This is a genomic window from Pelotalea chapellei, assembly GCF_018531195.1.
Lineage (GTDB): Bacteria > Desulfobacterota > Desulfuromonadia > Geobacterales > Pseudopelobacteraceae > Pelotalea > Pelotalea chapellei.
Genome location: NZ_JAHDYS010000002.1, coordinates 330,154 through 342,183 on the forward strand (window position 1 = coordinate 330,154; position 12,030 = coordinate 342,183).

13 protein-coding genes are annotated in these 12,030 nt (G+C 50.1%); 7 read left to right on the forward strand and 6 right to left on the reverse strand.

All coding sequences use genetic code 11. The features are described from left to right. Positions 1-69: 69 nt before the first annotated feature. The 7 genes from KJB30_RS03420 (at position 70) to KJB30_RS03450 (ending at position 7,057) form a co-directional block, all read left to right on the forward strand. Positions 70-2,460 (forward strand): peptidase U32 family protein, encoded by a 2,391-nt coding sequence (locus KJB30_RS03420; protein ID WP_214296529.1) that lies wholly within the window; start codon positions 70-72, stop codon positions 2,458-2,460. Beyond that, positions 2,461-2,982: a thermonuclease family protein gene (locus tag KJB30_RS03425; protein ID WP_214296530.1), complete on the forward strand. Its 522-nt coding sequence runs from the start codon at positions 2,461-2,463 to the stop codon at positions 2,980-2,982. A gap of 235 nt (positions 2,983-3,217) precedes the next feature. Beyond that, positions 3,218-3,805, forward strand: a complete 588-nt coding sequence (locus KJB30_RS03430) for a PAAR domain-containing protein (RefSeq protein ID WP_214296531.1) — start codon at positions 3,218-3,220, stop codon at positions 3,803-3,805. Further along, positions 3,802-5,085: a LysM peptidoglycan-binding domain-containing protein gene (locus KJB30_RS03435; RefSeq protein ID WP_214296532.1), complete on the forward strand. Its 1,284-nt coding sequence runs from the start codon at positions 3,802-3,804 to the stop codon at positions 5,083-5,085. The genes KJB30_RS03430 and KJB30_RS03435 overlap by 4 nt, the downstream gene beginning before the upstream one ends. Then, entirely contained in the window at positions 5,075-5,686 is a 612-nt protein-coding gene (locus KJB30_RS03440; RefSeq protein WP_214296533.1) for a hypothetical protein, read from the forward strand. The genes KJB30_RS03435 and KJB30_RS03440 overlap by 11 nt, the downstream gene beginning before the upstream one ends. A gap of 124 nt (positions 5,687-5,810) precedes the next feature. Beyond that, positions 5,811-6,311 (forward strand): hypothetical protein, encoded by a 501-nt coding sequence (locus KJB30_RS03445; protein ID WP_214296534.1) that lies wholly within the window; start codon positions 5,811-5,813, stop codon positions 6,309-6,311. A 125-nt stretch (positions 6,312-6,436) separates the two neighbouring features. After that, a complete protein-coding gene (locus KJB30_RS03450) occupies positions 6,437-7,057 on the forward strand; it encodes a hypothetical protein (protein ID WP_214296535.1) in 621 nt (206 codons plus the stop codon). A gap of 44 nt (positions 7,058-7,101) precedes the next feature. Here KJB30_RS03450 and KJB30_RS03455 read toward each other — a convergent pair whose 3' ends face one another. From KJB30_RS03455 to KJB30_RS03480, 6 genes are all read right to left on the reverse strand, one after another. Beyond that, the gene (locus KJB30_RS03455) at positions 7,102-7,860 is read right to left on the reverse strand and encodes a TSUP family transporter (protein WP_214296536.1); all 759 of its coding nucleotides are present in this window, start codon (positions 7,858-7,860) and stop codon (positions 7,102-7,104) included. A gap of 5 nt (positions 7,861-7,865) precedes the next feature. Beyond that, the gene (locus KJB30_RS03460) at positions 7,866-8,564 is read right to left on the reverse strand and encodes an amino acid ABC transporter permease (protein WP_214296537.1); all 699 of its coding nucleotides are present in this window, start codon (positions 8,562-8,564) and stop codon (positions 7,866-7,868) included. A 1-nt stretch (position 8,565) separates the two neighbouring features. Next, positions 8,566-9,273 carry an amino acid ABC transporter permease gene (locus KJB30_RS03465; protein ID WP_214296538.1) on the reverse strand — a complete coding sequence of 236 codons (708 nt, stop codon included), beginning with the start codon at positions 9,271-9,273 and terminating at the stop codon, positions 8,566-8,568. A gap of 68 nt (positions 9,274-9,341) precedes the next feature. Then, entirely contained in the window at positions 9,342-10,157 is an 816-nt protein-coding gene (locus KJB30_RS03470; protein ID WP_214296539.1) for an ABC transporter substrate-binding protein, read from the reverse strand. Between the two features lie 58 nt (positions 10,158-10,215). Then, positions 10,216-10,962: an amino acid ABC transporter ATP-binding protein gene (locus KJB30_RS03475; protein WP_214296540.1), complete on the reverse strand. Its 747-nt coding sequence runs from the start codon at positions 10,960-10,962 to the stop codon at positions 10,216-10,218. Between the two features lie 111 nt (positions 10,963-11,073). Further along, positions 11,074-11,841: an NADH-quinone oxidoreductase subunit B family protein gene (locus KJB30_RS03480; RefSeq protein WP_214296541.1), complete on the reverse strand. Its 768-nt coding sequence runs from the start codon at positions 11,839-11,841 to the stop codon at positions 11,074-11,076. Between the last annotated feature and the right edge of the window lie 189 nt (positions 11,842-12,030).

A 12,030-nucleotide genomic window follows, 5' to 3' on the forward strand; every position in this document is an offset into this window, starting at 1 on the left:
CTGAGCGGGGGCGTTTTACGTTTCTGCCCTCCATCCTCCATAACTTACTGTTGCACCCCGGAATTCGTAATGAAACAGACACAGATGAAACCTGAACTCCTGGCCCCGGCCGGGTCACTGGAATCCTTTTTTGCCGCCATGGAAAAAGGGGCTGATGCGGTTTATGCCGGCTTGCGGGAATTTTCAGCGCGGGCTCGTGCCAAAAACTTTACCCTTTCCCAGATGGAGCGCATGCTCGGGTATGCCCATGCCAACGGCAAAAAGATCTACATCACCCTGAATACGCTGGTCAAGGAACAGGAACTGCCCCAGCTGGTGGATACTCTCGCTAGCTTGGCCGAGATGCGTGTGGACGGAGTGATCGTTCAGGATCTGGCTGTGGCGCGGGTGGCAGCCCGTCATTTTCCTTCCATTCCGCTGCATGCCTCCACCCAGATGACGGTACACAACACGCCGGGCGTTCGCGTGCTTGGGGAGTTGGGTTTCCAGCGTGTGGTGTTGGCGCGGGAGCTGGCCCTTGACGAAGTGGCAGCCATTGCAGCCGCCACCCCGGTGGAGATCGAAGTCTTTGTCCACGGTGCGCTCTGCTTCGGCATCTCCGGTCAGTGTTTCTTTTCCTCCTACCTTGGCGGCCACAGCGGCAATCGCGGGCGCTGCGCTCAACCCTGCCGTCGGTTGTACGATCACCGGGGCAAACAGGGACACTACTTTTCCACCAGCGATCTGTCGGCAATCGACATGGTGCCGGAGCTGATTGCGGCGGGAGTCAAATCCCTCAAAATTGAAGGGCGCATGAAATCGGCCGAATATGTCGCCAGTGTTGTTGAGGCGTATCGTCTGGTCATTGACGCCCCTGAACATGGCCGCAAGGAGGCCCTGAAAAAGGCCAAAGACATACTCAAGTTTTCCTTTGGCCGCACACCCACCAAAGGCTTCCTGGCATCCCAACAGCCGGATGATATTGCCAACCCCTGGCAGAAGGGTGGCACCGGCCGTTTCGTTGGGCAGATCAAGACTTTGAAGGGCAAACGACTGAGTTTCGAAACCCGTGATGCCTTGCATGTGGGGGATCGTCTGCGGGCGCAACCCAAAAGCGACATGGCGGGACAGGCCTGGACGGTACGCGAGCTGTTTGTGGGGAACAAAAAAGTGATGGAGGCACGGGCAGGCAGCCTGGTGGAAGTGGAGACGCCATTCCGGTTCAGCGTCGGTGATTCCATCTACAAGGTCTCCTCGCGGGAAGCCTTTACCATGAGTGAGAACGCCTGCCTGCGTCGACTTGAATCGGTAAAAGGGGATAAATTTCCCTGCCGGTTGCAGGTTAAGCTGGATACTCTGCCAGAGAGTGCAGGATACAGCCTCAACATCATCGCAGATGCCAACGGCCTGCGTCATGAATGCAGCTTTGCGCTTGGCCAGCTGGAACCGGGTCGCAGCAGCGATATGCAGTCGGTTCTGGAAGGACAATTCGCCAAAGTTGGCGATGCACCATTTCGATTGGAATCGCTGGAGGCGCCTGATTTTCCTGCGGTGCTGATTCCCGCCGCAAGCTTCAAAGAGGTGCGCCAGCAGCTATACCGTGGCTTACATGAACTTGTCTCCACCAGCGGCACCCGCCAGCAGATTGCAACTGCCCGCAAGGCTGCCCTGGCCGATGTGAAGGCTCGGCACACCTCGCCCCAGCAGCCAGGTCGCGAGTCATTGGTGGTTGTCATGGACCAGTCGCGGGAGTGGCGTTTTCCCCTCCAGCATGGTGCCGATGCAACCATGTTCCCGCTTTCCAAGGCGGTTATCCATCAGCTCCCATCCACGGTTCCCCGCATGCGGGGTTCGGAAGACCGGATCATCTGGCAGCTGCCGTTCATCATCTTTGATCGGGACATCCCCTTGTACCGCGATACCATCCGGCAGTTGTACGGAGCAGGATTCCGCCGCTTCGAAGCCGCCAATATCTCCCACTTCAGTATGCTGCGAAAGTTCGAGGGACTGCACATCTCCGCGTGGCACCGCTGTTTTTCCCTTAACAGTCAGGCAATGCTTGCTTGGCATGAATTGGGTGCGGAAATGCTGACCCTGTATATCGAAGATGATGCTACAAATATGACAGATCTGCTTGCGGCTGCAGTACCTGTTGAGCGGCGGGTGATTGCCTATGCTCCGCTGCCGGTGATGACGACCAAGATCCGCATCAAGGATGTGCACAGCAACACTCCGCTGCGCTCTGACCGGGGCGAGGAGTATCGTGTCAGCAGCCGTGATGGACTGCAGACCATAAGCGCTGCTCAACCCTTTTCGCTAACCGCCCGTCATGGAGAGCTGCGCCAGAAGGGGTGCAGTTCTTTTCTTGTCGATTTACGTGACGTTCGGCGTGAAGAGTGGCTTGATGTGCTGTCCGCTTTCAAGTCCAGTCGCGCTCTGGCTGGAACTACGGAATTCAACTATGCAACGGAGTTGATCTAGATGAAGCACTTTTTGATCGCATTACTGCTGCTGTTGGTCTGCACCGCTGATGCCTTTGCTGCCCGGGTAATTGAAGGGGTGGTACGTGCGGTCTATGACGGAGATACCCTGCTGCTTGCCACCCGCGAGGATAGCCGCCTTAAGGTGCGTCTCTACGGCATCGATGCTCCCGAGACGGCAAAACCGGATAAGCCGGGACAGCCATTCGGAGCGGTGGCAAAGCGTACTCTCTCCTACAAGATCATGGGAAGAATGGTTTCCGCGGAAATAGTCGATGTGGATCAGTACCAGCGGGCCGTGGCGGTGATTCGCCATGGCGGCCGGGATATCAACCGCGAAATGGTTGCCGAGGGGATGGCCTGGGCCTATCGCCAGTATCTGAAAGCGCCTTATGCTTCGGAATACATCGGATCAGAGGAAGCTGCGCGTGCCCGCCACAAGGGACTTTGGCGCGACACAAACCCCTTGCCGCCATGGGAGTTCAGACAGGCCCTCAATGGTGGCCGGCGGCATCGGCGGTAGGACTTCTGTTTTCAATCCCTGTTCAGCTGATTAAACAGCGGTCATTCAAGCTGCTGGTTAGGCGCGTATATCAAAAGGTCACTTTCCTCTGGAAGTGGCCTTTTTCTTTGGGAAATGCAGGAGGAAAATAGCAGAAGCAATTAAAGTTGTTAATTAAAATAATTTGTTATAGGCTTGCATGCCCTCATGGGATGGCTGAATCCATGAGTAATGTGAAGTTGGCAAAGGGGATAAAATGCCAGTTTACTTAAATTGTAGTGCAGGCAATGGCAGACCGGCAGCCAGAGTGGGAGATAGCGTCAGTTGTTCTAAGCACGGTACTGTATCGATTGTCTCAGGTTCACAAAACACTCAGCATGATGGCAAATCAGCTGCTCGTGTGGGAGACAAGACCTCTTGTGGCGCTACGATTTTAGAAGGGAGCGACTCAGTTCTTATTAATGGCAAGCCGGCTGCATTTGTTGGTTGCGCCACTACTCACGGCGGAAAGATCACCAGCGGATCGCCGACAATATTTGTTGGCAAGGCAGAGATCGGTACTGATCTGGACAAAGACCTTGAGCCATACAGTATGAGTTTGGATTTAAGCACGATGCACGAGGCAGGCAATCATAATGATATATCTTATGATCGTATTGCCGTTGAAATTACAAAGCCCGACGGGACTTACATAACCACAATCAGCACAGATGAGCATGGCATCACCAGCCGTTTTTATACGAAAGAGCAGGAAGAGATTATCGCCTGGGCAGATTTCGGACATTGGGAGGTAAGCGAAGAGTTTGAGGTAATCGATTGCGATGATGCGGAGGAAATTAAGTGAACTCTACGATGTTTTATACCGTTAAAAAAGGAGACTCGTTAAGTGGAATCGCCCGTCGTCATGGTACTTCCATTGAGCAATTGCAGAAAATCAACAGGATACGCAATCCAGATAGAATAAAAGAAGGTCAGGTCATTGCGTTGAAAGCAAAGGCCGTGTGCAAAGTGGACGTTCAACTGCTGGACCATGAACGCAATCCGATGAAAAACGCTAAAGTCCGCTTAGAGTACAGCGGCAAAAGCAAACAACTTTCCAGCGGAAATAACGGCAGATTACCGAGCATAATCACTAACACTCCTCAAGATGTGGTTAAAATTTCAATAGCGCGCATGGATGGCACGTGGAAGCAAATCACGGAAATTGCTTCGGATTGGGGCAATAAACTTGTCACGCTGGTCAGTCCTAAGGTCATGATTGAAACCAAAACCATGCCGCATCCTAAAGGCGCGAATGGAAAACCTAAACCTGATCCAGGAAGAGCAAACAAAACGCCTGTTACCCCTCCAAAAAAACCTGAGGCGACAGATGCCAAAGGCAAATCACATGGCGATTATGGGGATGGTAAAGGACCAAAATCAGAACATCAAAATGACGAAAATGGTATGCCGATAACAAAAATGACCAATGACCAGGTTGGATTGGATTTTCTGGGTGGGTATACCGGAGCGAAAATAACGGAAGATGATTATGAAGATGCTGCAAAACAGTTAGGTTGTGAGGTAGCGGCTATTAAGGCTGTCGCTGAGGTAGAAACAAAGCAGAGAGCATTCGACGAGAAAAACAGACCTACCATCCTTTATGAGCGGCATCAATTTGCGAAACATACTAATCCTGAAAATAAATACAACAAAATCAACCCTGATATTTCAAGTTCAATAGCATATACCTGCGAAAGGAAAACCAAAGGAGGAAGTGTAATACCAAACGACGAGAGGTACGGAGCTTATGGGGAAAATCAATACAAGAGACTTGCAAAAGCGTACTCATTGGAAAAAGAGGCTGCATTAAAAAGCTGTTCTTGGGGAAAATTTCAGATTATGGGTTTCAACTATAAGGCAGCGGGTTTCAATTCGGTCTTATCCTACGTGCAAGCCATGTGTATTTCAGAGCGAGAGCACCTGAAGGCTTTCGTAAAGTTGGTTAACGCGGATCAAATTGAAAAAAATGCACTTATTAACAAGGACTGGAGGAGATTTGCGAGAAAGTATAACGGATCGAGTTACAAAAAGAATAAATACGACACAAAATTGCAGGAGGCATACAAAAAATATGCAAATTAAAATCATAATATTTACACTTGTTTCTATTTTAAATTGTTTAAATGTGCTTGCTATAGAAAACCCTCCAATAAAGGCTAAGGTAAATCCTATTGATGAAACTATAGCAAAGAAATTCATTCGTAATAATGCAGGTCATATAAATCTTAAAAATCTGAAAAGTTCAGTCAATATTGAACCAGAACAATCTTTTAAAATAAATATAAGATCGAAAGATATATACATCGTTTCTGCACATAGAAGAACGCCTAGTGATGACAATTTGTTCACCTGTTCTGTTTTATTGTTTGACCAGTCTGGGGTTATTAAAAGCGCTTTTGATACAATGGGTAATGATGATGAAAAGAGGCCTTGGTATTGTGATTATGTGGAGGCAATGTCTTTCAAGGATTATTATCTTGATGGGTCCTTGAAGATAATCGGGCTGTACAGAGGTACAGCGCCAAGTAGCGAGCATTTTATTTTACCCGTAATTATGAAGCTAAATTTTAATAAGCCTTCTTTGGAAATTGACGAAGAATTGACAAGCAAACTGGAAGATGCGGATGTTACTACTATTCAAGGGGTTAGGTCTTACTTGAAAAAGCATGAAAAGAAGGATTGAGTGCAGATATCCTCTATCCTAAAGCAAGAAATGAAAGTGGAGGTAGTAGGTTTTAAAAGATATGCGAAATAAAACAATTCTACTCATAATCTGTTGTATGTTTAATTGTCTTCAAGCATTTGCTTTGGAAAATAAAACTCAAATCAATGTAAAACCAATTGATAGGGCTATGACTGAAAAACTTATTATTAGCCTGGTAGATAATAATGATTACATTGAACCGGATGATCAATCTTTTCAGTTAACTATTAAACCCAAAATTTTTTACATAATTTCAGGCACTCGAGAATCTAAAATAAGAGCAAATCTTCATAGATGTGGCATTTTACTTTTCGATGAGGGAGGAAAAGTTAAGAGTGTGTTTAGCACCTTAGCGCCTAAAAATGATGAAAGTTTCTGGACCTGTGACGGCACTGAAGCCATATCATTTAAAGATCATTACCCTGATGGCAGCCTTAAAATAATTGTTCTTTATAATGTTACACCTCCTAGCAACGAGCGCTTCATCTTGCCAGTAATATTAAAGTTTGATTTAAAGAACTCCTCTTTGGGAATTGATGAAGATTTGACCAGAAAGCTGAAAAATGTTGATATTACAACAATTCAAGAGTTCGGTCTTTCTTGAAAAACACGAAAAAAAATGAGTTTGCCTTAGAAAAATAGAAGTAGAATTGACTTTATTCCATTGAATGGACGTATTTTAAATTATATAATCCTGAAAGTTACAAAGTTAATCGGTGTAATACTAAAGTGGAAAAAGCATACAAAGTGTTAAGTACAATTTTCGTATTTATACTCCTTCTATTTGCGTTACCAGTATTAGCAGAAGAAGATATTTACATCCCCATGAATAAACTTCCTCATGAAGTAAGACCGTTTGTTACAAAAGGAATGAAAGCTTTGTCTTTTGTTAGTGCCGATCTGAATGGAGACGGTTTTAAAGATTTTATACTTGTTTTAGAACGGCAGAAATCAAACCATGCTGACATAGTTGATAGACAGAGACCTTTTTTATTGCTGATACGTCAGTCAGACAAAAAACTAAAAGAATGCAAGCGTAATGACAGGATTGTCTACTGTTCCACCTGTGGTGGAATGATGGGAGATCCATTTCAGGAAGTACGGGCAGGGAAAAAGACATTTACTGTATCGCAGTCTGGAGGAAGTGCATGGCGTTGGAGTGTTGACTATACTTTTAACTATTCTCGATTGGATAAAACTTGGCAACTTGTGCGAGTTAAGGAGGAAAGTTTCCATGCAAGCGATCCAGATAACGGGAAGACGGAAGTATTTATTCCAAATAAAGATTACGGCAAGATAGACATTGCAGATTTTAATCCTGAGAAATGGAAGGGCCAAGGACAAAAATAAGCATAGATTCTCAGGGGATTAGCTATTCAACTACCGGAGGCCATCTAATGCGACAGATTCTGATAAATCAACCGCGCCACCAGCGCCAGCACCATGGTGATGAATACCGGTCTGATAAATGCTGTACCCCGGGTGATGACCAGTCTTGATCCGATTCTGGCACCCATGAATTGTCCGATCCCCATTACAATTCCTTCCAGAAACCGCACCTGCCCGACTGAAAGAAAGAAGACCAGCGCCACGAAATTGCTGGTGAAGTTCATTACTTTTGTGGTGGCGGTTGCTCTCAGCATTGAACAGCCCAACAGCATCATTAGCGCCATTGTCCAGAACGAGCCGGTTCCCGGACCGAAAAAACCATCGTAAAAGCCGATCGACAATCCAAACACAAAATAGAATGGTCCCTGCTTCATGCGGGCGTGGGAATCTTCCGCACCCAGTTTGGGGGAGAGGAGCGTGTACAGTGCAATCAGGGCCAGGAGCCAGGGGATCAACTGTTTGAGAAGTGTTGCATCCAGAAGTTGCACCGCCCAGACACCAAGTGCCGCACCGATTGTCGTCCAGATGATACCGGTCCAGCAGTCACTCATCTTGACTGTTCCCGCCCGGACAAAGTGCAGCATGGCGCTGCCGGAGCCGAAGGATGCCTGCAGCTTGTTGGTTCCCAGCGCAATCTGGGGGGGCAGGCCGATGCCCATCAGCACCGGTACTGTGATCAGTCCTCCGCCGCCGGCGATGGAGTCGACCAGGCCGGCGACAAAGGCGGCTCCAAAGAGCAGCGCCAGTTGGATTTCAGCAGACACTTCGTTCAGATCGCCTTGCGCCAGGCAAGACGTCCTTCCAGCCAGCGGGAGAGGGAGGTGAAGGCATAGCAGAGGATGAAGTAGACGATGGCGATGAAGACGAAAATTTCAGTCGGGAAGGCCATGGTGCGGTTATTGATCTGGGTCGCAACGTGGGTCAGTTCCGAAACGCCGACAATGAATGCCAGCGACGTATCCTTGATCAGCGAGACGAACTGGTTGACGAACGAGGGAATCATGTTGCGCAGTCCCTGGGGCAGGATGATGTAGCGCATGGTCTGCCAGTGGGTCAGCCCTGTGGAGATGGCCGCTTCAGTCTGTCCTTTGGGGATGCCTTCGATACCGGCCACGACGATGCGCGACATGTAGGCCGAGGTAAACAGGGTCAGGGCCATGATCACGGTATTATTCTCGGCCACCTTGCCGAAGAGGGCCGGCATCAGAAAGTACATCCAGAAGATGACCATCAGTAGTGGCATGCCGCGGATCAGGTTGATGAAGGCGAGCACCGGATAGCGCACCACCGGGTAACGGGAGATGCTTAAAAGCCCCAATAGGAGGCCCCCGATGAAGGAGAGGACGCATGAAACAGCAGCCAGATACAGTGTGAGGCCGACCCCTCCCAGGGGACCATGGGGGAAGCGGCCGATCATGAAATAGGTGAAATTGTCGGTGATGACCGATATGTTGAAGAACTGTTCCATCTCAGGCTGCCTTATGTAGGTTGAGGACTTTTTCGTTGTACAGATTAACCAGTGAGGTAATCACGATCGAGAGCACCAGATAGACGACGGTGGCTGCGGTAAAGGCTTCAAAGCCCTTGAAGGTGTAGCTTTCCACCTGGCGGGCCTGGTAGGTCATCTCCATGACTCCGATGGTCATGGCCAGGGATGAGTTCTTGGCCAGGTTGAGGAACTGGTTGACCAGTGGTGGGATCGTAATGCGCACCGCCTGGGGCAGGATGATATACTGCATCGATCGCAGGTAAGAGAAGCCGGCGCTGCGGGCGGCTTCCATCTGTTCCTTCGGAATCGAGAGTATGCCGGAGCGGATATCCTCGGCGATAAAGGCGGAGGTGTAAATGGTCAATGCGATGACGCCGGCAGCAAACTCGAAATTGGTGCTGACCAGCCAGTCATTGATGACGGCAGGCAGGATCTTGTAGGAACCGAAGTACCAGAAGAAGATCTGCACCAGCAGGGGAGTGTTGCGGTAAAACTCCAGGTATGCATGGGCAATCCAGCGTATTGGCCGGCTGTGTGACATGCGCATGATCGCGATCACCAGCCCCAGGATGAAGGCCAGCACAATTGAGATACATGACAGCTTGAGCGTTGTGATCAGACCTGAGACCAGCCAGTCAAAGTATTTGCCGGAGGTAACGACCGACCAGTCGAATTGGTAGTTAAGCACGAAAAACCCCAGTGAAGTGTGAAGAAGCGGGGGGTGATGAAATATCATCACCCCCCAATGTGTTTTTGTTATTTGTCGGCAGTGATCTTGAAGTTGCGGTTCAGGTGGTACTGGGTCTGGGGGCCAAACCACTTGTTGAAGATGGCTTTGGCTTCGCCGCTCTTTTCCATTTCCAGGAGGGTCTTGTTGACGAAATTGACAAAGTTGGTATCGCCTTTGCGCATGCCTAGACCGTACGGCTCATCGGAAATCTGGAGATTCGGGATTTCGAAATTTGCCTTGTTGGGTGCTTTGGCGAGTATGCCGGCCAGAATAGCTTCGTCGGTGGTCACGGCGGCTACCTTGCCCTGCTGGAGCGCAAGGAATGCCTGGGGGTAATCATCAAAGGAAAGCACGGTGGCGGAAGGAATCGCTTTCTTCACATTCTGCTCGGAAGTGGATCCCTTGGCTGTGCCGATCTTTTTGCCCTCCAGATCTTTCAGGCTCTTGACGCTGCCTTTTTTGGTGATAAACTTCTGGCCGGTGAAGAAGTAGGTATGGCTGAAATCGATCACCTTGGCGCGCTCGGGATTCTTGGTCATCGTAGCTGCAATGATGTCTATGTGGCTTTCCTGCAGCTGCGGCATGCGGCTTGCGGAAGTGACCGGCTTCAGTTCAACTTTGACTCCCATCTTCTTGGCGATTGCATTGACGAAATCGATGTCATAGCCGACGATCTGGCGGCTCTTTTCATCGATGTAGCCGAAGGGGGGCAGCGAATCCTTTACGCCGGCGACCAGCACCCCTTTTTTCTTCGCATCAACCAGTGTGTCGCCTGCCAGGGCCGCCTTGGCGGTGATCGCGGTAAGTACCGTGACCATCAACATTGTTACCAGTTTCTTCATCTGTGTTTCCTCCTTTTAGTGGTGGGTACTGCAGAATAACCGGATTTGCTGTTTGACTTCAGGGACATTCGCACTGCATCGGTGTCAAGAGCTGGCGCAGGAACTGCTGGGCGCGCTCATGCTTCGGATTGCCGAAAAACTCATTGGGGGGAGCCTCTTCAAGTATGGCGCCATGATCCATGAAAACAACCCTGTGGGCAACCTCGCGGGCAAAGCCCATTTCGTGGGTGACAACCACCATGGTCATGCCGGAAAGCGCCAGATCCTTCATGACCGCCAGCACCTCGCCGATCATCTCCGGATCAAGAGCTGAGGTTGGCTCATCAAACAACATGATGCGCGGCTTCATTGCCAGGCCGCGGGCAATGGCGACACGCTGCTGTTGTCCGCCCGAGAGTTGCAGTGGATAGGCGTCACGCTTTTCAGCCAGTCCGACCCGCTCCAGAAGGGCCATGGCCTGTTTTTCGGCTTCTGCCCGGGGCGTTTTGCGGATCTTGATCGGAGCAAGGGTGATGTTGTTGATTACTGAGAGGTGCGGATAGAGGTTGAACTGCTGGAAAACGAAGCCGATTTCAGCACGCAGTTTGTTGATGTCCGCTTTCTTGTCCGACAGATTGATGCCGTCAACAATCAGCTCGCCCTGATTAATCGGTTCCAGCTGGTTGATGGTGCGGATCAGGGTGGATTTGCCCGAGCCTGAAGGACCGCAGACTACCAGAACTTCACCCGGCGTAACATGCAGATTAATATCATTGAGCACATGCAAAGTTTTAAACCATTTGTGGACACCTTTGAAGGTGATCATTAGAAGTTCTCCTGAAACACTTTTTGAATAGAAGTCAAACAGATATAGCGTATACCACGTAACCTGTCCCGCTTCAACGCAGAAACATTAAAATGCAGACGGATGGGATTGTCAGGATTTATCCTTTGGCAGTTTGTTCGTCAGCCTGAGCAGGCCATCAAGAATGGTCAGCGGATGGGGTGGACATCCGGGGATGTACAGGTCTACCGGCAGGATGCCCTCTATGCCGTTGCGTACTTCCGGAGAATTCATGAAGGGCCCGCCGCTGATGGCGCAGGCCCCGCAGGCGACCACTATTTTGGGTGCAGGAATCGCCTCATAGGTCATCATCAGCGCCTCGTACATGTGTTCCGTCACCGGCCCGGTTACCCAGAGTCCGTCTGCGTGGCGTGGTGAGGCAACAAACTGGATGCCGAAGCGTCCCACATCCCAGCCGATGGTGGAGAGTACATTGGTGTCTGCCTCACAGGCATTGCAACCGCCCGCAACCACCGAGCGGAATTTGAGTGAGCGTCCGAACAGGGAGAGCAGTTTTTTCTCCAGCGCCTGGGCCATGCAGCGTGGCTCTCCTTCCGTTACAATCAGATCTTCCCGGCGATTTGCTGCCAGAACCGCATCATTGCTGAACTGTACTCCTCCCTGACAGGCCTGCACGCATTCCGGACAAAAGAGACATTTTCCCAGATCGATTGACAAGCGTGGCGTGGATGAAATTGCTCCTGTCGGACAGGCGGCAGCACATGCCAGGCATCCGGCAGGACAGGCAGCGCTGTTCAGCCGCGGATAGCCGCGAAACCGCTCAGGAAGCTGAATCGGCTCCCTGGGATAGCGTGTTGTGCGATGTCCCTGCTTGATGCGGGAGACTATTGCGTGGATCATATGGTTCTCCGGAAAAGATTTGTTGAAAAACAGCCATCTCGCCGCCGTCCTCGAAACCCGCCTTGTGCGGCGTAGCGCTGCGGCCCTCACCCAATCCCTCTCCCATAGGGAGAGCAACTGTGTTAGGTGTCAAGAGGTGTTATGTGTGTTGCATGAAATTCGGGTCCCACGGCACCATGTTTTTCAGCA